Annotated in this window: 23 protein-coding genes; 15 read left to right on the top strand and 8 right to left on the bottom strand. The window is 61.0% G+C overall.

Annotation, left to right across the window (positions count from 1 at the left end):
• Nucleotides 1-179: 179 nt before the first annotated feature.
• The 3 genes from surE (at nt 180) to NKJ91_RS03700 (ending at nt 3,472) form a co-directional block, all read left to right on the top strand.
• The gene (surE, locus tag NKJ91_RS03710; RefSeq protein WP_352454496.1) at nt 180-938 is read left to right on the top strand and encodes a 5'/3'-nucleotidase SurE; all 759 of its coding nucleotides are present in this window, start codon (nt 180-182) and stop codon (nt 936-938) included.
• Entirely contained in the window at nt 935-1,600 is a 666-nt protein-coding gene (locus NKJ91_RS03705) for a protein-L-isoaspartate(D-aspartate) O-methyltransferase (RefSeq protein WP_352454495.1), read from the top strand. Before surE ends, NKJ91_RS03705 begins: the two co-directional genes overlap by 4 nt.
• 339 nt (nt 1,601-1,939) lie before the next feature.
• Entirely contained in the window at nt 1,940-3,472 is a 1,533-nt protein-coding gene (locus NKJ91_RS03700) for a peptidoglycan DD-metalloendopeptidase family protein (RefSeq protein ID WP_352454494.1), read from the top strand.
• 96 nt (nt 3,473-3,568) lie between these two features.
• On the opposite strand, the gene NKJ91_RS03695 is transcribed toward NKJ91_RS03700, so the two are convergent.
• Nucleotides 3,569-4,432, bottom strand: a complete 864-nt coding sequence (locus NKJ91_RS03695; RefSeq protein ID WP_352454493.1) for an ATP-binding protein — start codon at nt 4,430-4,432, stop codon at nt 3,569-3,571.
• A gap of 291 nt (nt 4,433-4,723) precedes the next feature.
• Between NKJ91_RS03695 and yajC the strand changes: the two genes are divergently transcribed.
• From yajC to NKJ91_RS03675, 4 genes are read left to right on the top strand one after another with little or no spacing between them, the layout of a single operon-like run.
• Entirely contained in the window at nt 4,724-5,065 is a 342-nt protein-coding gene (gene yajC, locus NKJ91_RS03690; protein WP_352451381.1) for a preprotein translocase subunit YajC, read from the top strand.
• Between the two features lie 51 nt (nt 5,066-5,116).
• Entirely contained in the window at nt 5,117-7,669 is a 2,553-nt protein-coding gene (gene secDF / locus NKJ91_RS03685) for a protein translocase subunit SecDF (RefSeq protein WP_352454492.1), read from the top strand.
• A 15-nt stretch (nt 7,670-7,684) separates the two neighbouring features.
• Nucleotides 7,685-8,074 carry an Mth938-like domain-containing protein gene (locus NKJ91_RS03680; protein ID WP_352454491.1) on the top strand — a complete coding sequence of 130 codons (390 nt, stop codon included), beginning with the start codon at nt 7,685-7,687 and terminating at the stop codon, nt 8,072-8,074.
• Between the two features lie 25 nt (nt 8,075-8,099).
• On the top strand, nt 8,100-8,927 hold the full coding sequence (locus NKJ91_RS03675; RefSeq protein ID WP_502903555.1) for a phytoene/squalene synthase family protein: 828 nt from the start codon (nt 8,100-8,102) through the stop codon (nt 8,925-8,927).
• A gap of 86 nt (nt 8,928-9,013) precedes the next feature.
• Here NKJ91_RS03675 and NKJ91_RS03670 read toward each other — a convergent pair whose 3' ends face one another.
• The 5 genes from NKJ91_RS03670 to NKJ91_RS03650 all read right to left on the bottom strand — a co-directional run bounded on the left by NKJ91_RS03670 (nt 9,014) and on the right by NKJ91_RS03650 (nt 11,811).
• Nucleotides 9,014-9,346, bottom strand: coding sequence for a type II toxin-antitoxin system RelE/ParE family toxin (locus tag NKJ91_RS03670; RefSeq protein WP_198023610.1), 333 nt, complete (start codon nt 9,344-9,346; stop codon nt 9,014-9,016).
• Nucleotides 9,330-9,620, bottom strand: coding sequence for a type II toxin-antitoxin system ParD family antitoxin (locus NKJ91_RS03665; protein ID WP_352454489.1), 291 nt, complete (start codon nt 9,618-9,620; stop codon nt 9,330-9,332). Before NKJ91_RS03665 ends, NKJ91_RS03670 begins: the two co-directional genes overlap by 17 nt.
• 70 nt (nt 9,621-9,690) lie before the next feature.
• Nucleotides 9,691-11,100: a methylenetetrahydrofolate--tRNA-(uracil(54)-C(5))-methyltransferase (FADH(2)-oxidizing) TrmFO gene (gene trmFO, locus NKJ91_RS03660; protein ID WP_352454488.1), complete on the bottom strand. Its 1,410-nt coding sequence runs from the start codon at nt 11,098-11,100 to the stop codon at nt 9,691-9,693.
• Nucleotides 11,101-11,481: 381 nt separating this feature from the next.
• Nucleotides 11,482-11,622, bottom strand: coding sequence for a DUF1127 domain-containing protein (locus NKJ91_RS03655; RefSeq protein WP_023678914.1), 141 nt, complete (start codon nt 11,620-11,622; stop codon nt 11,482-11,484).
• 48 nt (nt 11,623-11,670) lie between these two features.
• Complete coding sequence (locus NKJ91_RS03650; RefSeq protein WP_023678913.1) at nt 11,671-11,811, bottom strand: DUF1127 domain-containing protein; 141 nt, start codon at nt 11,809-11,811, stop codon at nt 11,671-11,673.
• 222 nt (nt 11,812-12,033) lie between these two features.
• On the opposite strand from NKJ91_RS03650, the gene NKJ91_RS03645 reads away from it, so the two are divergent.
• The 5 genes from NKJ91_RS03645 (at nt 12,034) to NKJ91_RS03625 (ending at nt 18,639) form a co-directional block, all read left to right on the top strand.
• Nucleotides 12,034-13,152 carry a DUF2157 domain-containing protein gene (locus NKJ91_RS03645; RefSeq protein ID WP_352454487.1) on the top strand — a complete coding sequence of 373 codons (1,119 nt, stop codon included), beginning with the start codon at nt 12,034-12,036 and terminating at the stop codon, nt 13,150-13,152.
• On the top strand, nt 13,149-13,733 hold the full coding sequence (locus tag NKJ91_RS03640) for a GDYXXLXY domain-containing protein (RefSeq protein WP_352454486.1): 585 nt from the start codon (nt 13,149-13,151) through the stop codon (nt 13,731-13,733). Before NKJ91_RS03645 ends, NKJ91_RS03640 begins: the two co-directional genes overlap by 4 nt.
• A 359-nt stretch (nt 13,734-14,092) precedes the next feature.
• Complete coding sequence (locus NKJ91_RS03635) at nt 14,093-15,955, top strand: VapE domain-containing protein (RefSeq protein ID WP_352454485.1); 1,863 nt, start codon at nt 14,093-14,095, stop codon at nt 15,953-15,955.
• Between the two features lie 532 nt (nt 15,956-16,487).
• Entirely contained in the window at nt 16,488-16,889 is a 402-nt protein-coding gene (locus NKJ91_RS03630; protein ID WP_352454484.1) for a hypothetical protein, read from the top strand.
• A complete protein-coding gene (locus tag NKJ91_RS03625) occupies nt 16,876-18,639 on the top strand; it encodes a phage terminase large subunit family protein (RefSeq protein ID WP_352454483.1) in 1,764 nt (587 codons plus the stop codon). The genes NKJ91_RS03630 and NKJ91_RS03625 overlap by 14 nt, the downstream gene beginning before the upstream one ends.
• A gap of 456 nt (nt 18,640-19,095) precedes the next feature.
• On the opposite strand, the gene NKJ91_RS03620 is transcribed toward NKJ91_RS03625, so the two are convergent.
• Together NKJ91_RS03620 and NKJ91_RS03615 are read right to left on the bottom strand one after the other, a co-directional pair.
• The gene (locus NKJ91_RS03620; RefSeq protein ID WP_352454482.1) at nt 19,096-19,359 is read right to left on the bottom strand and encodes a hypothetical protein; all 264 of its coding nucleotides are present in this window, start codon (nt 19,357-19,359) and stop codon (nt 19,096-19,098) included.
• 154 nt (nt 19,360-19,513) lie between these two features.
• On the bottom strand, nt 19,514-19,678 hold the full coding sequence (locus NKJ91_RS03615) for a hypothetical protein (protein WP_352454481.1): 165 nt from the start codon (nt 19,676-19,678) through the stop codon (nt 19,514-19,516).
• A 353-nt stretch (nt 19,679-20,031) separates the two neighbouring features.
• Between NKJ91_RS03615 and NKJ91_RS03610 the strand changes: the two genes are divergently transcribed.
• The 3 genes from NKJ91_RS03610 to NKJ91_RS03600 are packed head-to-tail and all read left to right on the top strand — an operon-like array spanning nt 20,032 to nt 23,667.
• Nucleotides 20,032-20,514 (top strand): hypothetical protein, encoded by a 483-nt coding sequence (locus NKJ91_RS03610; protein WP_352454480.1) that lies wholly within the window; start codon nt 20,032-20,034, stop codon nt 20,512-20,514.
• A gap of 1 nt (nt 20,515) precedes the next feature.
• A complete protein-coding gene (locus NKJ91_RS03605) occupies nt 20,516-21,862 on the top strand; it encodes a phage portal protein (RefSeq protein ID WP_352454479.1) in 1,347 nt (448 codons plus the stop codon).
• Nucleotides 21,859-23,667, top strand: coding sequence for a prohead protease/major capsid protein fusion protein (locus tag NKJ91_RS03600; RefSeq protein WP_352454478.1), 1,809 nt, complete (start codon nt 21,859-21,861; stop codon nt 23,665-23,667). Before NKJ91_RS03605 ends, NKJ91_RS03600 begins: the two co-directional genes overlap by 4 nt.
• The last annotated feature ends 1 nt before the right edge of the window (nt 23,668 follow it).

Genomic DNA, 23,668 nt, shown 5'->3' with positions numbered 1-23,668 from the left:
GGGGAGATTGCGCCGTCATCACAGCTTTCGCCAACTGTTGGCGTAGCAAGGAAGGCGGCGGCTACGGTATTGCCGATCTCCCCCCTTGAGGGGGAGATGTCAAGTGGTGGAAAAGAGGGCAGGACAGAGGGGGGTATCGAAGAGCGCTGCCGTCAATCCAATTCTGCAAAGGCGGTCTCATGCGCATCCTCCTGACCAACGACGACGGCATCCATGCCGAGGGCCTTGCATCACTCGAACGCATCGCGCGCACGCTGTCGGACGACGTCTGGGTGGTGGCACCGGAACAGGATCAGTCCGGCTATGCGCATTCGCTGTCGATCTCGGAGCCGCTGCGGCTCAGGAAAATCGGCGAAAAGCACTTTGCCGTGCGCGGAACGCCGACCGACTGTGTCATCATGGGCGTGAAGAAGATCCTGCCCGAAGCGCCTGACCTGATCCTGTCCGGCGTCAATTCCGGCGCCAACATCGCCGACGACGTCACCTATTCGGGCACGGTCGCCGGCGCCATGGAAGGCGCGCTGCTCGGCGTGCGATCGATCGCCATCAGCCAGGCCTATTCCTATGTCGGCGAGGACCGCGTCGTTCCCTACGAGACCACCGAAGCGCTGGCGCCGGCCCTGCTCGAAAAGCTCGTCGCCATGCCGTTGCCGGACGGCGTGCTGCTCAATGTCAATTTTCCGAACTGTGCGCCGGAAGAGATCGCCGGAACTGTAGTCACTTCGCAGGGCAAGCTGGTCCACAGCCTGTGGGTCGACGAGCGGCGCGACGGGCGCGGCCTGCCTTACTACTGGCTGCGCTTCGGCCGCGAGCCAGTCGAGGGCAAGCAAGGCACCGACCTCCATGCCTTGCGCAATCGGCTGGTGTCGGTGACGCCGCTGCAACTCGATCTCACCGCGTATGAAATCCGCGATCAACTGGCCAAGGCGCTCGCATGAACTTGAACCACGCTGCAACCGTCGACGAGCGCGAAGGTTTCGCTGCCTTCCTGCTTCGCCTGCGCGGCAGGGGCACGGTGCCGAAGGCGCTGATCGCCGCCTTCGAGGCGACGCCGCGGCGCGGCTTTCTGTCGCCGCATTTCCACCCGATGGCCTGGTCGGACCGTATGCTGCCGATCGAATGCGGCGAGGCCATCGAAGGCGCCGACCTGCAGGCGGCGGTGATCGCGGCACTTGCCATCGAGCCGGGCAACCGGGTGCTCGAGATCGGCACCGGATCCGGCTACACGGCGGCGGTGATGTCGCGGCTTGCCGCGCGGATCGTCACCATCGACCGTTACAAGACGCTGGCCGAACAGGCCCGGCAGCGGCTCGAGGCGCTCGCCATCGGCAATGTCATCGTGCGCCAGGCGGACGGTTCCAACGGGCTGGCCAACGAAGCGCCGTTCGACCGCATCGTCGCCTGGGCGGCCTTCGACAGCCTGCCGCGCTTTCTCCTCGACCAATTGTCGAGCGGCGGCATCGTCATCGCGCCGATCGGACCCGACGAAGGCGAGCAGGTGCTGGCCAAGCTGACCAAGGTCGGCAGCCGCTTCGAACGCGAGGATATCGGCCTGGTGCGCCTGCAGCCGATCCTGCACGGCGTCGCCGCGGTGATTTGATATCCTAACCGTCGGCCGCTTGGGGGCAGCTGAAGCCTGGTGCTTCGTCATCCTAGGGCGCAACAGAATTCTGCTCCGCCGCATTATTCGGCCAAGGTCACGGAATGGATCCCAGGGTCTCCGCGACGGAGCTTCGCTCCTGCTCCGCCCTAGGATGACGAAGCTGAGAGCCTTCGGCCAATTCTTCGACTCGCACGGCCTGGCCAGAAACACACCCCGGCGCTCGATCCTCGAAACATTTTAAGAAAATTTGCGTCTGATTCTACAGGTTTAACCGACCGGTAACATTAACGCGCTTTAATCACACTCAGTTGTACCGGGTCTGTGCGGGTTAGTGCGATGCAATTCAGTGTTTTGAAGGCAAACGGACGCAATCTGGCGCGTGGCTGCGCCGTCCTCATGATCGCAGGCGCTGCGACGGGGTGTAGTTCCCAGGTGGCGCGGTTCAACAGCGTCGATGACGTGTTCACCGCCTCGACCAACAACCAGCGCGCCATCATCGACAAGCAGGATGCTGCCCAGCCCTATCCGGGCGATGTTGCGGCCGCGCCGATCGACGGCAGCCACACCCAGTCGGTCAGCCGCTCAAGCCTCGAACCGGTTACGGCACAGCAATTGCCGCCGCCGGCTCCCGCCCTGGCACCCGCCGCCCGTCCGGTGCGTACCGCTGCCGCGCCGGCCCTGGCGCCTGCCGCTCCTCGTGTCGACAGGACGGCAACCGGCACCGTCGCTCCGGCGGCAAGGCCGTTCAAGAACGCCGAGCCCGACGCGCCGCGCATGGCGACGGCCGCAGGCGCACCGCATGCAACCGAGATCGTCGTCAAGGACGGCGAGACCATTTCCGGCCTGTCGCGGCGCTACGGCGTGCCGGCCGATGCCATCATGAAAGTCAACGGGCTGAGCGCGACCAAGGGGCTGAAGACCGGCCAGAAGCTCGTCATCCCGGCCTATGCGTATTCGAGCAACGGCGCCACGCCGAAAGTCGCCGACGCCAAGCCCGCGAACGGCACCAGGCACGACCAGCCGGCCGACGCGCCGGAGAAGGTGGCCGTGCTGCCGCAGCAACCGAAGCTCAGGGAAGGCAAGTCTGCCGCGCAGGTGGACGCCTCGGCTGCGGCGAGCCAGCCGAAGGATGGAAAGACCGCGCCCAAAGTGGCTTCGACGACGGCCAAGCCGGCCGGTGCCGGCGGCACCTACACGGTTCAGCAAGGCGATACGCTGTCGGCCATCGCCAGAAAGACCGGCGTCGGCGTCGTCGCGTTGAAGCAGGCGAACGGCATGCAGGACGGACTGCTCAAGATCGGCCAGACCCTGAAAGTGCCGGCAGGCGGAACCGCTGTCGTCGCCGGCGTGAAGCCGGCAAAGGTCGATCCGGTGACGACGGCCACCACCCAGCCGCCGGCCAAGGCCACGCCGACGCAGACGCTCGCCTCCTACACGCCGCCGAAGAAGGACGCGAAAGTCATCCAGCAGGCCGAGGACGACGATGCGGTGGCGCCGGACGCAACCGGCATCGGCAAGATGCGCTGGCCGGTGCGCGGCCGCGTGATCTCAAGCTTCGGTGGCGGCAAGGACGGCGTCGACATTGCCGTGCCCGAGGGGACGCCGGTCAAGGCGGCTGAAAACGGCGTCGTCATCTATGCCGGTGACGGCCTCAAGGAATTCGGCAACACGGTGCTGGTGCGGCACGAAAACGGTCTGGTCACCGTCTACGGCCACGCCAGCTCGATCGAGGTGCAGCGCGGCCAAAAGGTCAAGCGCGGCCAGGAAATCGCCCTGTCCGGCATGAGCGGCACCACCGACTCGCCGAAACTGCATTTCGAAGTGCGCAAGAACTCGGCGCCGGTCGATCCTTCGACCTATCTCGAATAGAAGACGAAAGCGATTTGCGGGCCACTTGACCTTCAGCCCGCCGAGGAAGTCCGCTCCGCAAGGTGCGGGCTTCTTCTGCTGTTAGTCCTTGAGCGGCTAATCCTTCAGTGATTTGCCGAGCCGGCCTGCCAGATCCTGGGTGAACTGCCAGGCGACGCGGCCCGAACGGCTGCCGCGCGTCGTCGCCCATTCCAGCGCCTCGGCGCGCAGCGTCTCGGGATCGATGGCGAGATTGTGATGGCGGACATAGCCGTCGATCATGTCGAGATATTCGTCCTGCGAACATTTGTGGAAGCCAAGCCACAGGCCGAAACGGTCCGACAGCGAAACCTTTTCCTCGACCGCTTCGGACGGATTGATCGCCGTCGAGCGCTCATTGTCGATCATGTCGCGCGGCAACAGATGCCGCCGGTTCGAGGTGGCGTAGAAGATGACGTTGGCCGGGCGGCCCTCGACGCCGCCTTCAAGCGCTGCCTTCAGCGACTTGTAGGAGGTGTCGTCGTGGTCGAATGACAGATCGTCGCAAAACAGGATGAAGCGGAAGGGCGCTGCCTTCAGCAGGCCCATCAGCTTCGGCAGCGTGTCGATGTCTTCGCGATGGATCTCGATCAGCTTGAGCGGCAGGTCGGGCTTGACCGCGGCGTGCACCGCCTTGACCAGCGACGATTTGCCCATGCCGCGCGCGCCCCATAGCAGCACGTTGTTGGCGGCGTAGCCGGAGGCGAAGCGCTCGGTGTTGTCGACCAATATGTCGCGGACGCGGTCGACGCCGCGGATCAGGCCGATGTCGACGCGGTTGACCTTGCGCACCGGTTCCAGATAGCCGGGATCGGCCTGCCAGACGAAGCAATCGGCCTCGCCCAGGTCGGTTTGAGGCACCGGCGGCGGGGCGAGGCGGGCGACCGCCTCGATCAGGCGGTCGAGCTTCTGGCTCAGGATATCGATGGTACTGTCGGTCATCTCTTGTCTTTTTGCTTCGCGTTCAGGACGGTGCGGCAGCGCAACCTACCTGATTTCAGCGGTTTCGAAACTCGCCCCAAGCATTTGTTCGGCCATGATCTTTTGCGAAAACCGAGCGTCGCTTTTCGGGATCACCCTGTAACACGGCTCACCAGGCCGGAAAAGCAGCCGATTTGCCCGGCCGCGCAGTTGCATTGGCAACGTTACCGACTATATTCCGGCCAAATTTGGCGGGGCCGTCAAATTCCCAGAACGGTTTGGCGGCTGTTTTTAAAATTCAGGAGTACCTCGATGTTCGTGACACCGGCATACGCCCAAGGCATCGGCGGGGACTCGTCCGCAATGTTTATCCAGATCGTGCCGTTTGCTCTGATTTTCGTGATCATGTATTTTCTGATCATCCGGCCGCAGCGTACGCAGCTGAAGAAGCGCGGCGAGATGCTGGCGGCGGTTCGCCGCGGCGACACCGTTGTCACCGGTGGCGGCTTGGTCGGCAAGGTAACCAAGGTGATCGACGATAACGAGCTCGAGATCGACCTTGGCGGCGGTACCAAGGTGACGGCGCTGCGCTCGACGATCGCCGACGTGCGCGTCAAGGGCGAGCCGGTGGCGAACCAGAACGCCAAGAAATAACCGAATTGTCGGCGGAACGATCCGCCAGTACGCCCGGACGGACGACGCCATATGCTTTATTTTTCGCGCTTCAAGATGATCCTGATCTGGCTGGCCGTGGCCGCCACAGTGGTCCTCGCTGCGCCCAACCTTTTTTCCGCCAGCACGCTGGCCAAGTTGCCCGACTGGGTGCCGAAGCGGCAGATGACGCTCGGCCTCGACCTGCAGGGCGGCTCGCACATCCTGCTCAGGATGGATCCGAACGATCTGATCAAGGACCAGCTGGAGACGACGCGCGACGAAATTCGAACGCTGCTGCGCAATGCCAAGGTCGGCTATACCGGCCTTTCCGGATCGGGCCGCAGCGTTCAGGTCCGCATCACCGATGCCAATCAGGTCGATGTCGCCAAGAATGCGTTGAAGACATTAACCGATCCGGTGCAAGCTGGCCTGTTCAGCGGCGGCTCCATCCGGGAGATGACACTGGATGAATCCCAGCCCGGCCTGCTCAAGTTCACCGTCACCGATGCCGGCATCAAATACCGCACCTCGGCGGCGCTGACGCAGTCGATCGAGGTCGTCGGTCGCCGCGTCAATGAGCTCGGCACCACCGAGCCGATCGTGCAAAGGCAGGGCGACGATCGCGTTCTGGTCCAGGTGCCGGGCCTGCAGGATCCGCAGCGGCTGAAGGAGATCCTCGGCCAGACCGCCAAGCTGACCTTCCAGATGGTCGACCAGTCGATGCCGGTGCAGGATGCGCTCAAGGGCCGCCCGCCGGCGGGGTCCTCGGTGCTCTATTCGCAGGACGATCCGCCCGTTCCCTATCTGATCGAGAACCGCGTCATCGTCTCGGGTGAAGACCTCGACAAAGCGAGTGCGACCTATAACTCCCAGACCAACGAGCCGGTGGTTTCGTTCACCTTCAATTCCAGGGGAGCGACGCGGTTCGGCCAGGCGACATCGCAGAATGTCGGCAAGCTGTTCGCCATCATCCTCGACAATCAGGTGATTTCGGCGCCGCAGATCCGCGAACCGATCCTTGGCGGCAGCGGCCAAATCTCGGGCAATTTTACTGCCGAGAGCGCCAACGACCTCGCCGTGCTGCTGCGTGCCGGCGCTTTGCCGGCGACGCTGACTGTGATCGAGGAGCGCACCGTGGGGCCTGGTCTCGGCCAGGATTCCATCCATGCCGGCAAGGTCGCGGGTATCATCGGGTCAATCCTGGTGGTGGCGTTCATGTTCGTCGCCTACGGTTTCCTCGGCTTCCTCGCCAACATCGCGCTGGCGGTGCATGTTGCGATGATCGTCGGGCTGCTGTCGCTGCTTGGAGCGACGCTGACCCTACCTGGTATCGCCGGTATCGTGCTGACCATCGGCATGGCGGTCGATTCGAACGTCCTCATCTATGAACGCATCCGCGAGGAGCGACGTGCCGGCCGCTCGGTCATTCAGGCGATCGATACCGGTTTCAGCAAGGCGCTGGCGACCATCGTCGATTCCAACGTGACCTCGCTGATCGCAACCGTGGTGCTGTTCTGGCTCGGAACCGGGCCGGTGAAGGGCTTTGCCGTCACCTATGCCATCGGCATCCTGACCACGGTCTTCACCGCCTTCACCTTCACCCGTTTGCTGGTGTCGATCTGGCTTCGCCGCGCCCGTCCGAAGGAGTTGCCGCGGGCGCCGGTGACGTTCATTCCACCCGGCACGAAAATTCCGTTCATGGGCATCCGCCGCTGGACGTTCACACTGTCCAGCGTGCTTTCGGTGCTGTCGGTCATCGGCTTCATGACCATCGACATCAATTACGGCATCGATTTCAAGGGCGGCTCACTGATCGAGGTGCAGTCCAAGGCCGGCAATGCCGATCTGGCCGACATCCGCGGCAGGCTGACGGAACTCAATATCGGCGAGGTGCAGGTTCAGCAGTTCGGCGAGCCGAACGACGTGCTGATCCGCGTCGGTACGCAGGAGGGCGGCGAGAACGCCGAGCAGACCGTCATCGACAAGGTGCGCGGCGAGTTGCAGGACCAGTATGATTTCCGCCGCGTCGAAGTGGTGGGGCCGACGGTCTCGGGCGAGCTTGCCAAGCAAGGCACCATCGCCATGCTGGTCGCGCTGCTCGGCATCCTGATCTACGTCTGGTTCCGCTTCGAATGGCAGTTCGCGGTCGGCGCCATCGTTGCGACCGTGCACGACGTGGTCATGACGATCGGCTTCTTCGTCATTACCGGCCTCGAATTCAACCAGTCGTCGCTGGCGGCGATCCTCACCATAATCGGTTATTCGCTCAACGATACGATCGTTGTCTATGACCGCGTCCGGGAGGATCTGCGAAAATACAAGCGAATGCCGCTGCCGCAATTGCTGAACAACGCCATCAACGAGACGCTGTCGAGGACGACGCTGACCTCGGTGACGACGATCCTGGCGCTGCTGGCGCTGGTGCTGTTCGGCGGCGAGGTGATCCGCTCGTTCACCATGGCTATGCTGTTCGGCGTCGTGTTCGGCACCTATTCGTCGATCTTTATCGCCGCGCCACTGCTTATCCTGTTCAAGCTGCGGCCGCAGGCCACAGCGTCCGATGAGGAAAAGCCGGTGGGCGGCGGCAAAGCCATAGCCACCTGACGGCTTGCCTCAAAAGTGGCCAAGGGCATCGTCATCCGCGAGGCGCATTTCCCCGGCCGCGCACCGATCGAGGCTTACGGCAATGGCGGTTTCCGCTTTGCCGACATGTCGCATCGCGGCTCGCTGCTGTGCCTGCCTTCGGGCATCTATGGCTGGGAGCCGGCCGATCCGCTGGCGCTGACGGCAGCGGATTTCACCAAGCTGTTCAACGAGGCCGCCAAGGTCGAGATCCTGCTGGTCGGCAGCGGCAAGGATCTGAGGCCATTGCCTGCAGCGCTGCGGGCCGCGCTGAAAGAAGCGGGCATTTCCGCCGATCCGATGTCGACCGGGGCGGCTGTGCGGACCTACAATGTGCTGCTGGCTGAAGACCGCGCCGTGGCCGCAGCACTCATCGCCGTCGACTGACGTGGCCGAAAACACCAAAGTCGTCATGGAGACGGTGCGCGCCGCCGATCATGACCGCTACCTGACCGCGCTCTACGCGCCCGAAGACAAGCGGGACGCGCTGTTTTCGCTCTATGCCTTCAACGCCGAAATTGCCGGCATTCGCGATCGCATCCGCGAAGCGCTGCCGGGCGAGGTCCGGCTGCAATGGTGGCGCGATGTCATCGCCGCCGAAGAGGATGAGGCAGACATTGGCCATCCCGTGGCGGACGCGCTGAAGGCGACGATTTCCACTCACCGTCTGCCCAAGGCGGCTTTCGACAATATGCTCGAAGCGCGCATCTTCGATCTCTATGACGACCCGATGCCGTCGCGTACCGATCTCGAAGGCTATTGCGGCGAGACTGCCGCCGCGCTCATCCAGCTTGCGGCGATGGTGCTCGATCCGGTCGAAGCACCGCGCTTTGCCGAACTTGCCGGCAGGGCAGGTTGTGCGCAGGCGATGACCGGTCTGCTGCTTCTGCTGCCGCTGCATCGTAAGCGGGGACAGTGCTTTGTGCCGGCCGACATTTTGGCCGCGGCGGGATCGTCGCCGGAAGAGTTCGTTGCGGGCGATGGTGGGTCTGGAGCGCAACGCGCTGTCGCCGCGATGATCGCGCTGGCACGGGAACATCTTTCCGCCTTCGAGCAGGGGGCGTCCACCCTGCCGGTTTCACTGCGTCCGGCGTTTCTGCCGCTGGCGCTGACGGGCGCCTATCTCGACAAGATGGAGACTGCCCGCCGCTCGCCTCTCAAGGATATGGCTCGGCTCTCCGTCCTGCGCCGGCATTGGCTTTTGTTCCGGCGAGCGACGCGAGGCTGGCCGGCCGCATGAAGGCTGATGACCAATGAGGAAGTCCGGGGAGGCCGCCAAGCCTGGACTGCAGGCGGCGAGCATCGCCCCGGCCGAGTAGTTTTTCATCACGATGGATTACTCGATCCGCCATCGCGCATCAGCGTCTCATAATCGCGACCGCCGTAGAAGATGTTGACGATGCGAACAAGATCGTCGCTGACAACATAGGCGATAATAGCCGAGTGCTCGAACGGCACCGTTCGCAACCCTGGTGCAATGTCATCGCGCGGCCGGCCGCCACGCGGTGCATTGCCGATGCTTCGGCAGCGATCTTCGATTCGAAGCACGAATTTCAGCGCTATGTCCGGATTTCCGCCGGCCTCGATGATGTGCTTGAAAATGTCAGCCAAATCGTTTCTGGCGGTTTCACGGTAGTCGACCTCAAGCCGCTGAATCATCAGCGCGGCCTGAATACCGAGCAAACAGTCCTCGGAGATGATCGCGCACCTCTTCTCCGGTATAGCCAGGCCTCGTATCCTCGATCGACGCCTTTACACGCGCCCTGATCGAGGCCATGCGCTCGGCATGTTCTTCCTCCTCGCGCTGGAAGGCGCGAAGCGCTGCGCGGATGACTTCGCTGGCCGAACCGAAGGAGCCGTCTTCAACCTTTTCGCGGATCATACGCGCCATGGCGGGCGTTACGGTGATTGACAGTTTCTCAGCGGATTCCATGGAATTTGGCCTCGCGATACAAAGTAGGATGTTATCCTACTTCTGCGCCGCGCAATCCGCAAGCAGGGAGCTACTCCGCCGCTTCCGCCCGAAAAGGCAGCCCCAGCCATTCGCGGCAGTCGGCGAGCGCGCGCGATGTCACCGCATGCCGCTTGGCGACCGTCTTGTCCTTGCCGCGCAGCCGCTTGCCCTCGATCTTTGGCGCGTCCACGGGCGGGAACAGACCGAAATTGACGTTCATCGGCTGGAAGGAGCGCTTTCCCGGCTCGTCGTCGGAGACAATATGGCCACCGGTGATATGGTTGAGCAAGGCGCCGAAAGCGGTGGTCAAGGGCGGCAGCGACGGCGCATGGCCAAGCCTTTCGGCGGCGGCAAAGCGCCCGGCGAGCAGGCCGATGGCGGCGCTCTCGACATAGCCTTCGCAGCCGGTGATCTGGCCGGCAAAACGCAGGCCGGGCCGCGACTTCAATTGCAGCGAAGCGTCGAGCAGCGTCGGCGAATTGATGTAGGTGTTGCGGTGCAGGCCACCGAGGCGGGCGAATTCGGCGTTTTCCAGCCCGGGGATGGTGCGGAATATGCGCACCTGCTCGGCATGCTTCAGCTTGGTCTGGAAGCCGACCATGTTGTAGAGCGTGCCCAGTGCGTTGTCCTGGCGAAGCTGGACGACGGCATAGGCCTTTACAGACGGATTGTGTGCATTGGTCAGCCCCATCGGCTTCATCGGCCCGTAGCGCAATGTCTCGATGCCACGCTCGGCCATCACCTCGATCGGCAGGCAGCCGTCGAAATAGGGCGTGCCTTCCCACTGCTTGAATTCGGTTTTCTGGCCGTCGACCAGCGCCTGCACGAAGGCATGGTACTGCTCCTTGTCCATCGGGCAGTTGATGTAGTCCTTGCCGGTGCCGCCGGGGCCGATCTTGTCGTAGCGCGACTGGAACCAGCAGATGTCCATGTCGATCGTGTCGAAATGGACGATCGGCGCGATGGCGTCGAAGAAGGCGAGCGCGTCGGCGCCGGTTGCTTCGGCGATCGATTGGGCGAGCGAAGGCGCGGTCAGCGGGCCGGTGGCGATAATCGCCTGGTCCCAGTCCGCCGGCGGCAGGCCGGGCACTTCCTCACGCTGGATGGTGATGAGCGGGTGGGCTTCGAGCTTTCTGGTTACCGCTTCGGAAAATCCGTCGCGGTCGACGGCGAGCGCACCGCCGGCCGGCACCTGATGCGCGTCGCCGGCGCTCATGATCAGCGAACCGGCCAGCCGCATTTCGGCGTGCAGCAGGCCGACGGCATTGGTTTGCGCATCGTCGGAGCGGAAGGAATTGGAACAGACGAGCTCGGCCAGCCCGTCGGTCTTGTGCGCATCGGTGCCGCGGACGGGACGCATTTCATGAAGGACAACGGGAATGCCGGCTTCGGCCGCCTGCCAGGCGGCTTCGGAGCCGGCGAGACCGCCGCCGATAACGTGAATGGGGTTCTTGTCCATGAGCGCCGAAATAGTCGCTTGGCGCAAGGATTGCAATTGCCAGGGATCGCACCGCAAGTGGGCTGCCTAGGAAAGACCGCCCAAAACAACAACACCCGCCGAGGGAGGAGATCCGGCGGGTGTCGTTTTGTTGGCCGATCCTCGGGAGGAGGTGAAGATCGACCGTATTCGCCATCGCCGGGGAGGAGGTCGGCTTAGACGAAATTCCTTTCGCCATTTGAAAGGGCGCGAAACCCTTTTTAGAAACAACCTAGAAACAGCGCCCGCCGGGGGAGGAGGTCCGGCGGGCGCCGTTTTTGTGGTCAACCCTCGGGAGGAGGTGAAGGCTGACCGTATCCGTCAGGGTCGGGGAGGAGGTCGACCCTGGCGAAATTCTTGTGGTTAGATCGCCCTGCGAGCGACCATCTTGATCTCGTCGCGGACGATGCCGAGATCGTTGAGCTGGCGATTCGACAGGCGACCCAGCTCGGTAACCGTCTCGCGGTAGACGCGCCAGTTACGATAGTTGCGGATCAGGTTCATTGTCGTTCTCTTTTCAAAACTGGTTCGGACCATTTGCGGCCCGAAGGATTAGACCGCCTTGCGGGCGACGTAGTGAATGTCGCTGCGGCTGATGCCGAGGTCGGTCAGTTCACGGGTGCTCAGGCGGTTCAGCTCGGACACGGTGTCCCTATAGCGGCGCCAGTTGCGATAGTTGCGGATCAGGTTCATGGTAGTCTCGTTTCGTCTTTCTTTCGGATCATTCCGTCTTTGTGTGCACCGTGAAAATAGGTGGGGTCATATCGATTTAAAAGCGCTATTGGTGCATGGCAGCAATGCAAATTGTGCAATGCAGCATCAACGCGCGTCCGGTTTTCCGCCCAGATCGGAAAATGCCGTTAGGTCAAACGTTTGGCCGGACGAGCTAAAAGGACCAAGCAAAGGGGGAGGGGCATGGCGAGCTATTCGTCACGGGTCAGGTCGGATATCGCGCGATGGCAGCAGGCTGGCCTGATCGACGCGCCGACAGCCGAGGCTCTAACGCGCGACGTCGAGGCAAACGAACGCAAATCGCTGAGTTTCGGCTCGATCCTGGCGATGATGGCGGCGCTGCTGTTCGGCGCGGCTATCCTGATCTTTATCGCCGCCAACTGGGAAGTCATCCCGCGGCTGGTGCGGGTCGCGGCACTTTTTGCCGTTATCCTTGCCGGCTATGTCGGCGGGGCGGTGCTGAAGATGCGCGACCATGCGGCGATCGGCGAAGCACTGTGGATCGTCGCGGCGGCGGCATTCGGCGGTTCGATCGCGCTGATCGGCCAGATGTATCATTTGTCGGGCGACGAGGCCTCGGCCTTGATCACCTGGGGCGCCGGCACCGCGCTGGCGGCGGTGGCGCTGCGCTCAAACCCGCTGACCGTCGCTGCCGTCGGCATCGCCGATGCCTGGCTGTTCCTGAGAGGGTTCGACTACTTCCGGCGCACGGAATTTCCGCATCTCTTCGTGGTCATGGCGCTAATTCTGTTCGCCGTTTCGTTCTGGACGCGCAGCCAGGCGGCGCGCCACCTGATCATCCTGTCGGTCCTTTTCTACCTCGTGCTGTTGGCCATGGAATACGACACGCTGCAAGTCGCCATCCCGCTCGTTGCCGCGTCGGTGCTGCTTTTTACCGCTGCGATCTTTGCTGCCGGGCCGGTCGAGAGGGTTTTGCAACTCGGCGGCAGGTTGCCCTTGCACGCGCTGGTCGGCTTTCTCACAGGCCTGGCGATGATCCAATTCGAACTGGCGGATGAAAGCAGCTACAATAGCGGCTTCGCCATTGCCTCGGCTGTTGCGCTGGCCGGCATCGTCGCGGCGATCGTGCTGGGCGGCCGCGAGAGCCGGGGACTGCGCTGGGTTGCCTATGCGGGCTTCGCCTTCGAACTCGCCATCATCTATGTGGTGATGCTGCAATCAATGCTCGACACGGCAGGCTTCTTCCTTGCGGCGGCGGTGCTTCTCGCCGTTCTTGCTTTCATTATCATCCGCATAGAAAAGCGCATGAACGCCTCGAACATGACAGGAGTGGCGGCATGATGACCGGCAAAAGACTGATCATCTCGGCGCTGGTCCTGGCGCTCGTCCAGATCGGCTTTCTGAGCTGGATCATCGCCGGACGCGCGGCGATCCTGCGCGATGGCAAGCAGGTCCTGCTCAGGGTTGAGCCGATCGATCCGCGCGATCTCTTGCGCGGTGACTACATTCTGCTCGGCTACGACATTTCGCGCATACCGGTGAAACTGATCGGCAACATTCCGGCCGGCAAGCTTTCCAGCGAGGAAACGTCGATCGTGGTCAGGCTGAAGCCGGGCGCCGACGGCTACTGGCAACCGACCGCAGCCTGGTTCGGGCAGGCGCCGGCGCCGGCCGCAGCCGACGAGGCCGATATATCAGGCCACGTCGCCGAAGGCTGGGACCTGCGCACGCCGGAGGCGACGATCGCGCCGGATTACGGCATCGAGCGCTTCTATCTGCCGGAAGGCGAGGGCATGGCGATCCAGAACGACATGCGGGTGCGGCCGTTCGGCATCCGCGTCGCGATCGCCGAGGACGGCACGGCACAGATCAAGGCGCTGATGGACGGCGACAAGACGTTGTTCGAGGAACCGCTTTATTAGTCCTCCTTCGCCAAGGCTTCGGAGGATACTTCTCGTCCAACTATCTTTGGGTGGCCTGCCAGCCGAAGCTCGAAGAGCGAAGGCTGGTGCGATGAAGGGACCAACTGGACCAATAAAATCAATCACCTGAGCGCGAACGCTGTAAAACGGCACTGTAAATCGACCCGCTGATATAACCGTTGCTATATTTCATAGTCTGACGTTTTCACCCCAAAAGTGAAAGCAATATCAAAGGCTTACGGGCTCTTCGCTCTGGTTATTAGGAATCTTTTCGGCTATGATGAGGCGCGGCCTTTCAAACGGAAAAGGCCGCCCGGTTCGCACCCGGACGGCCTAAATCAGAAGTATGAAAGATAGCCATGACTATACACGAAACAGACGACCCGGCGCAAGCTAATTCCCGTTTCGATCTCAGTGAGCTTCTAGCGGACGCGCCGTCGATCGCAACCAGTTTAGCGGCCTTTCACGATGACCCTAGATGGCTCCCCCGTCCCGATGGGAAACCGCTCAGCCTAAAGCCCGGCGCGGGCACGACCTTCACCACTGCAAACGCCACTGGCAGACAGGTCCGATTCATAGTCGGCAACGGCCTTGGCGTCATAACGCTTCACAATTGCGTTGCCGATGGCGTCATCGAATCATGGGCGAAAGAGCTAATCGAACGCTGTAATTCCTATGCCGAGGCGAACGGCGGGAGCGTCAACATATTCTTTCGCGGCACCCAGCATCTCGGCAAAGACAAGCGCGGCAAGCCCATCCACAAATGGACACGGGGTAGAGTGTCGATAGTGACCGCAGACGCTGACTGCGCCGTATCCGGCGCTCGCATCGGCACCGCAGACCTGAACTCCACCACAAAGGAAACGTGGAAGGCGGTCATGACTGCCGCGTCGAAATCTCATAGCGGTAAAGTGCGTCTCGACCTGGACAACAACCAAAATGTGAAGAAGACGCCCGACAACGCCTCCAACATCATCACCCACCATGCAGCCATGCAAGGCGTCTTCGCATTGGACGAATTCTATGAACGCGTGAAAGTGCAACGGCGACCAGACGGCAACCACTTCACCGGCAAGCATTGGGAAGGCGGCACCCTATCCGACGCCCATGCCGACGATGTTAGAACGTGGCTCAGCGCGTCACCGCTCAATGGTGGCATGGGCGCGGACTTTTCCAAAGATATAACCCATCTCGCCATCGGTCGAGCGGCGCGTGAAAACCTACTGCACCCTATCCGCGATTGGCTGACATCGCTTGCCCAATGGGACGGCACAGACCGAGCCGAAACAATGTTCATCGATTATCTGCGCTGCCCCGACACGCCTTACCATCGTGAAGCGGCCATGCTTTGGCTGATAGCTGCCGTGGCACGCGTGTTCGAGCCGGGGCACAAATTCGACTTCATGCCCATCATCGAAGGACCGCAGGGCAGCCGCAAATCAACGTTTGTGGCAACGCTGGGAATGGAGTGGGGCGGCGCGCCCACCATCGACTGGTCGAATAGCCAGAAAATGATCGAACAGACCGAAGGCTATTGGATCATCGAAGTCGGCGAGCTTGCCAGCTTGAACAAAGCCGAGGCGAATGAGGTGAAGGAGTCGCTTGTCAAAACCGAGGATCGCGCGCGCCTCGCCTATGCATACCAGCCTGTCACCCGGCGCCGGCAGTGCGTGTTCATGGGCACGACGAACGATGACCAGTACTTGAAAGACCCTACCGGCAACCGCCGCTATTGGCCGATCAAATCGACGGCGACAAGTGCCCATCCAATCGACATCGACGCGCTGAAAGAGGCGATACCCATGATTTGGGCTGAGGCGCTGTATCTCTATGAGTCCATGCGGGACGGCTGGCCGGATGGCAGCGCCTTGAACCTCTCACTGTCACGGGAAGCCGAGAAAGAAGCATTGGCGCTGCAGGCCAGTCGCCGGGCGGAAAGCGACGTGGAAATCCTGGCAGGCCAGATAGAGGCATGGCTTGGCCAGCCTTTGGGCGATTTCGATGACGACGACGAACCGAGGCGATACCGCACGACCACATGCACCGCTCAGATATGGCGCGAGATGCTGCACCGTGACGCTTCGCCTGGCACTGTGGACGCCATGCGCATCGGCAGGGCTCTTACCATGTTGACGGCCTGGAGGCGGTCTAGTGGCCCGGTTTCTCGTGACGATCTGAAGGAAAAATACGGCCGTGTCATTGCTTACGATAGGGAGGCATAGCCTGCTTACCCTGCCTGCTAACCTTGCCTGCCGAGGGTTAGCAATTGCCCTTAAACTGCTAACCCTGCTAACCCTGCCGACTTCGAAGGTTAGCAGGTTTTATATAAACAATTTCAATGGCTTACAACAACTGCTAAGCTGCTAACCCTCTATCTACGGACTCTCTGAAAGTGATGAGCAATTGAGACACAGCCCATTTCCGGAAGAGCACTTAAGACACAGCCCATTTGTGTACCTCAATCGTAGAGTCTTGGGAAACAGGGTTAGCAAGGTTAGCAGGCACACAAAGGAGACCGAGACAAATGATTGACCTTGTCCCATTTCCCTCGGCGGGTCCCTCCCATGGGCGGCCTGGTGCGGGGGTCTCAGACCGCAAAAGAAACCTCTTTGCAGAATTTTTCACAAATGGATTGCCGTAATGGAATACGATCTAACTGACCTGCTTTCGAGCGATGACCCGCCTGCCGCTGGCCTCCCGCAGACGGTTCACGAAAGCCAGCTTGCCGGCCTGCTAGGGATTTCCCGGCAGCGCGTGGCTGACCTTGCCCGCTCAGAGATTGTCATTAAGACCGGACGTGCGGAATACGATCTTCCGGCTTCAATCAAAGCCTATTGCGCCCATCTGCGCTTGCACGCTGGCAGGGCCGGCCGCCCAAGCGAAGGGGGCGACGTGCTGAAGGCCGAGCGCCTGCGGCTGACCAAAGCGCAGGCGGAAGCCCAAGAGGCAAAGAACCGCCTAGCCGCTGGCGAGATGGTCAGCGCCGCAGCCGTCAACCGCGAATGGCAATCGATCCTCCGCGACATCCGGGCCGCTGTCCTAGCCGTCCCGAGCCGCTACGGGGCAACCATGCCGCACCTGACGGCAAACGATGTTGCCGCGCTTGATTGCGAGATTCGGGGCGCGCTGGAAGGTCTCGCCAATGGAAACGCTTGATCGCATCCGGCGCGATGCGCTGGAAGTCCTGCGGCCGCCCGTCCATATGCCGTTGGCCGACTGGATCGAAGGTAACATCTTCCTGCCGTCGACCGCTTCAGCCACGCCTGGTAGAATGCGCTTGTACGCCTATCAGCGCGGGATTTGCGAGGCGCTGGACGATCCCGAAACGTGGGAGATCGTGTTTCAGAAATCAGCCCGTATCGGCTTTACGGCGCTGCTAGCTGGCTACGTCGGGCACGTCGTCTCGACCGCACCCGCGCCAATTCTCGCAACGCAACCGACGACCGACGACTCCCGCGCTTTCAGCGTCGACATTGAAGCACTGTTTGAAGCTTCGCCCGCAATCCGGGGGCTAATTTCCGACGGCGCGGACGAGTCGGGCCGCTCGACCATGATGCGGCGGCTGTATCCAGGCGGGAGTCTGGAATTCCTGTCAGCCTCCAGCCCGCGCGCTTTTCGACGCAAGCTGGGCAAGATCATCATTGCCGACGAAATCGACGCCTATGCGCCAACGGAGGAAGGTTCAGTGTTGGACCTTTTACGGATGCGCAGCCAAACCTACCGCGACCGGAAGATGGTTTTCGGTGGCACCCCGATTTTCGATCATGGGCCGGTCACACGACTTTATGACGCGTCCGACAAGCGCATTTTCGAAATTCGTTGCCCGTCCTGCCGAGAGCACTTCGAACTGAAATGGCAGCATGTGCGGTGGGATGAGGGCAAGCCGGAAACGGCTCATGTTATCTGCCCGGAAAATGGCTGCATCATCGAAGAAAAACACAAGATGCAGGCGGTACAGGAAGGCCGCTGGCGCGCAACGGCGCCGGAAGTGACAGGACGGGCCGGCTTTCGCATCAACTCGCTTGTGAGCCCGCATTTTAACGCTCGCTGGTCGACGCTGGCAGCGGAATTCCTGCAAGCCAAGCGGACACCCGAAACGCTGCAGACGTTCACCAACCTGGTGTTGGGTGAGCCCTGGCGCACGGAAGGTGAAGACTTTGACCAGCATGAACTGTTCGGCCGGCGCGAAGCTTTCAGCCTCGAAAACCTGCAAGATGACGTTCTGTGGATCACTGCCGGCATCGACTGCCAAGACGACCGCTTGGAAGCCGTAATTTGCGGCCATGGGCAGACCGATCTGCACATACTCGATCATCGCGTCTTTTGGGGCAACATCGACGGCGAAGCGGTTTGGCAGGAACTGGACTCGATGTTGCGCGAGACTTGGAAGCATCCGCGCGGTGCAACGATCGGAATCAGCGCGGCTTGCGTTGACTCTGGTGACGGTGGCCATACCGAGCTTGTGAACGCCTTCACACGGCCGCGTTTTGGTCGGCGCGTCGTGTCGATCAAAGGTGTTTCGGGCTTCTCCCGCCCATTCCTGCAAAAGTCGGGCAGTCAGCACCTATGGCTTGTCGGCTCAGACGCCATCAAATCGAATCTGTTTGCCCGGCTATCGCGCGCCACGGGCGTTCGCTTTAGTGAAGACCTGCAGGCGATTTATTTCGAGCAATTGACTTCGGAAAGGCGCGTTGTGCGATACGCGAAGGGCCAGCCCGTGGCACGCTTTGAGCGCAACAAAGGCGCCCGAGCCGAGTCCTTGGATGCGACCGTCTACGCATGGGCAGCGCGATTGCTGATAAATCAGAATGCCGAGCGGCGCGGCGAGGAATTGAAATCTCTCGCCGCGCCGAAACGGGCATCGGTTGTGATTCGGTCGAAGTGGTTAGAAGCGGGTTCGACTTAGCAGGGCCACGCGCCTACCAGCTGGGCGAATGATCCAAGAAGAATCGCAACAAAACCTATCGCAAAAATGGTTCGGCGACGGTTCAATCGATCGACGGAGTCGAGTATCAAAATATTCTTCATAAACGCATCGACTTAAGTGAGTCGCCCGCCATCGTCTCTAGGTTAGAGGCGTCAAGAACTCGCTTTGCCGATGGAGATATTTCAAGTTTACGCGATATTTGTTGACCGGCAGCAATCAGAAGTAAGTCCTGTTCCATTTCCAATCGACTGAGTCCGTCATATATAGCGGCCCGCCATTCAAGAGCTACAATGCTTACGCCAACGATATTGACAATGAGACCCGCGACAGAAATCCACTGCCCGTCTATCCCGGCTACATCACACATGGGCTTCGACCCCCCTTCGGCCGACAAGTTCCGTTGAATATGAACGGATCATAACGATATCATATTGATTATTCATCCAAAATGGCTTGAGTGCAGGAACACATAAGCATTTCGCCGATCTGGAAAAGATAGCCGACGCCTAGGCCGGTACGGTCTTCGGTAATCTCCCGAATCTTGCGGGTGAGCATCAGCAAATCGTCATTTTCCACAGCAAGCTGGACGTGCGCAATAGCAAGCTGCCTGCCCCTAATGTTTTGTGTTCTGTACATAAAAATAACCCCCGTAAATGTTTCAACGGAGTTACGAATGTCACAAGTGAAAGTTTGCGTCAATACACGTCTCAAACGTTCTTTTCACGTTTATCGTGGTCCTGAAAGGCACCGGGATTTCTCGCGGAATTCTATTTCTTGGCATGAGACCGATGCGCAATATTGAGTCGATGTTACTTGCATCGGTAAAATGATAGAGCCTGGAGGGATACATACGTCAGCGGAGATGGTCGAAAGCCAGTTCAAGGTGTTTTTCAGTTACCTTGATACCGTTGTCTTTGAACCACCTCGCGACCATCCACGCCGCTAGATCGAACGGCATGCCCATGCGTGCGCAGTTATCGACCGCGCGCTGAACCCGTTTCAACTGTGCAGCGTTCATCTTTCCAGACCTTCCGATTGTGGGGAAAACCGGCGCGGCGAATGGGCACCCGCCGCGCCGGGCCTGTCAGCGTCCGACTTCTCAGGATCGTCGCCAACTGCGCCAAGCGGGGGAGATGAATCCAACCCGGCGCACTACTGAATTCGATAGGCGGGCGAAGGTTCAACGCCCTTCGCCCGCCCTGGCATCGAACCGATGGGACTCCACTCTCAGCGGCTCGACAGTGAACTTAAATATAACTGCCGGACTTGTCAACAGTTATACTTTTCACATTAGAAGTGAAACCATTCACATTAAAGTAGTAATTCCAATACTATTGTGCAAATCCGTAGTTCGAGCTATATGACTCGATTATGAACTTGACCATTAAAGACCTTGCAAGCGATATCGCTTTGGCCGGCGTGCATGTCGAGACTGCCCGGCATCGTATAAGCAGTTACGCCAAGGATGGCCTTATCTGCGGCAGGCGCGAAAAGCCGAACACATCACCGACAATCTACAAGCCGATTGATGCCGCTGTGGCTGTAATCCTCTCAGCACTTCAAGATTGCGGTGTTGCCGACCTCGACCTGCAACGCGACGTGGCAATCACGGCTTATCCTGGCTTGGAACGCTGTCTATCGGGCCTGGCGCGGGGGGAGAGCTGGTCTCTTGTGACCGACATCTACCGAGGCACGCTTGGGCGCTTCGTGAATGTGAACCTGGTGCGTCACGATCAGCCTGCCACGCGGCGCATGCCGATTGCCATGACCCCGCGCGGTGCGATCGTCATCGTCCTGGACGAAATGCTTAGCCCCGTCGTGCGTCGGCTCAATCCGCCTAAAGGGGCAAACTGATATGGGCTTGTATCAATCCGCAAAGGCGTTCCTGTCGCGCACGGCTGCGTCAACGGCAGTTCGTCGGTATGACGGTGCAACCGGCGCGAAGAGCCGCTTCGATGCTGGCCGCGCGACCTTCAGCACCTACGCAACCGAAGTCAGCGCGGCACGTGGCACGGTGCAGGGCCGCGCGCGTCATGTGGTGGCAAACAACGCGCTAGCCAGCGCCGCGAAAGAGGCTAGGAAGACTGCCGTTGTCGGGCCGGGACTGATCCCCACAAGCCAGCACCCCGACCCTGCAATACGGGCCGCACTGGACGCCTATTTCGCGCGATGGGCCAAACGGGCAGCCCTGACCGGCCGCAGCAATTTCGGCACGCTTACGGCTAACGCTGTCGGCGACGAGTTTGTGGACGGCGAAGCGTTCGCCCGATGGGTTGGCGACCAGCTTCAGGTAATCCCTGCCGAGCAAGTGGCGTCCGATCTGACCACGATGCTTTCGGTCGGCCGGCAGATCGTCAATGGCGTCGAAATTGACGGCGATGGGCGAGTCCTCGCCTACCATATCCATCCGGCTCGCCCGACTGATGTTTTCGCAACCTATGCGCCACCTGTTCGCGTCGATGCTGAAGACGTGTTGCACCTGGGCCAGTTTGAAACCGGCTCTTATCGGGCAATCTCGAAATTCGGGCCCGTCTTGCTTCGCCTCGATGCGCTCGACTCGCTCGAAGACGCTCAGGCGATGAATGTTAGAATGGCTGCGCTCTTGTCCGTCATCTTGACGAATGAGAACGACACCAGCGCCGACGATCCGCTGCAGGAAGGCGCAGGGCTTGCCCCCGGTGCAATCCTGAAAATTCCAGGCGGTTGGAAGGTCAACAGCACGGCTCCACAACAGGCACAGCAAAGCGCTGAGCTGGTGCAGCACATGATCCGCACCATTGCGGCCGGCTTGGGCATTCCGGTTCATCTGGTCGACGGCAATCTGACCCAAGCCAATTATTCGAGCCTGCGCGCCGCGCTGGTGACCTTCCGGCAGACGATCGACGCCTATCAATTCAACGTGCTTCAACCGTGCTGGCTTGATCCCGTCTGGCGTCGTGTCGCAACAGCAGCCGTCTTGTCGGGCGAGATCGACGCAAAGATAGACGACGACCTTTTCGCGGTGGAATGGATTCCGCCCGCTCAGCCTTGGGTCGACCCGGAAAAGGATCTGAAGGCGCAAGTTCTCGCGATCGACAACGGCTTGATGAGCCGGAAACAGGCTGTCGCAGCCCAAGGCTACAGCATCGAAAAGCTGGACGCGGAAATCGCCGCTCATCCCGCGATCACCAAGCCCCAAGCCCCAAAGGAAACTCAACAGTGACCGTGCAGCTTACAGGCGACCCGCGCAAAGCGGCGCGCATCATCCTGCCGCCTCGCAACATTCGCGACGGTGGCGAGAAATTCAGCCGTTCAATCACCTTCGACGGCTCGACTCTGAACGAAGATACTTTGACCGTTCCGGTTGTCTTCGCGACCTCGACTCCCGTCATGCGCCGCGACGCAAAAGGGCCGTACCGCGAAGTTCTTTCAATGCGTGGGCTGCGCATTCAGGACGGCGAAGATTATCCCCTTCAGTTGGATCACGATACGTCATCCCGTTCGACGGTCGGGCGTGTTCACAGCGTGAAGATCGAAGGCGACAAGGCGCTGGCGCAAGCCCGCTTTTCGGCTGCCGACGACTTGAAGCCCATTCGCCAGCGCGTGGCAGACGGGACGCTGCCGCACCTTTCGGCCGGTTACATCGTTCATCGGTGGGCCGAGTCCGTGGACGCCAAAGGCGTCCGAACCAAAACCGCCGTCGACTGGTCACTGATCGAAGTCTCTCTAACGCCAATCCCGGCAGACCCAAATTCCAGAATCCAAAGGAGCACTGAAGAAATGGAAGACGACATCATTGAACTGACTCCGGCTCAGCGTCGGACCGAAATCCGCGTCATCGGCCGCGCTGCCGGTATGAAAGCGGAAGAGATCGACGACATGATTGATCGTGATCTTGATCCCGTTGCGGCCCGCGCCGAGGCGTTCGAACATATGCAGACGCGCCAGGCGCCGCGCATTCGCGTCGTCGCTTCCCATGACGACCCGGCAGCGATCACGACTCGCGCGTCGGACGCCTTGGCTTTCCGCATGGGCGGCGTTGCCGAACTGCCGGCAGCGTCCCGCGAATTTGCCAATATGTCGATGCTCGATATGGCACGCGACTCGCTCACTCGTGCCGGCGTATCCGTTCGCGGTCTCTCGACCGACGAAGTTTTGCAGCGCGCCTCGCACGGCACATCTGATTTCCCACTCGTGGTTTCGAACGCTGCCAACAAGACCCTCATGGGCGCCTATCAGGCGGCCGAAAGCCCTCTGAAGACGGTTGCACGGCAGCGCACGCTTCCGAACTTCAAGGAGTCGACCTCGATCCGCCTGGGCGGCATGGGCCGCCTGGAGGAACTGAGCGAGCACGGGGAAATCAAGGCAACGTCGCGTGGTGAGACGGGCGAAAAGATCAGCCTTGCCACCTATGCCCGTCGCTTCGATCTGACTCGCAAGCTCATGATCGATGATGATACCGGCGCTTTCGGCGACATCGTTGCGGCTCTTGCGCAGGCAGCGGCGCAGACCGAAGCCGATTTGCTTGTCAGCCTGCTTCTCGACAATCCGGCGATGGCTGACGGCGTGGCAGTCTTCCATGCAAACCATGGGAACCTGTCGACCGGCGCCGCGCTCGCTGAAGCTTCACTCTCGGTTGCTCGCCTCGCCCTTCGCCAGCGCAAAGACCTGGATGGCAAGACGCTGATTTCGGCCACTCCGAAATACCTGGTTGTCGGGCCGGAAATCGAAACGGCCGCTGAAAAGCTGCTTTCGGCAATTCAGGCAACCAAGACCGACGACGTGAACCCGTTCGCCGGCAAGCTCACCTTGCTTGTGGAGCCGCGCATTGCAGACGACCAATGGTATGTCTTCGCCGATCCCGCGCGCCTTGCCGGCCTGCAGTACGCCTATCTCAGCGGCGCTCAGGGGCCGCAGATTCAGCGACAGGAAATGTGGGACACGCTGGGCGTATCGTTCCGCGTCTTCGAAGACTTCGGCGGCGGCTGGGTTGACTACCGGGCAGCGCAGAAGAATCCGGGCGTCTGAT

The organism is Mesorhizobium sp. M0040 (assembly GCF_040323505.1).
Taxonomy (GTDB): Bacteria; Pseudomonadota; Alphaproteobacteria; order Rhizobiales; family Rhizobiaceae; genus Mesorhizobium.
This window is presented reverse-complemented; position numbering and strand designations above follow the sequence as displayed.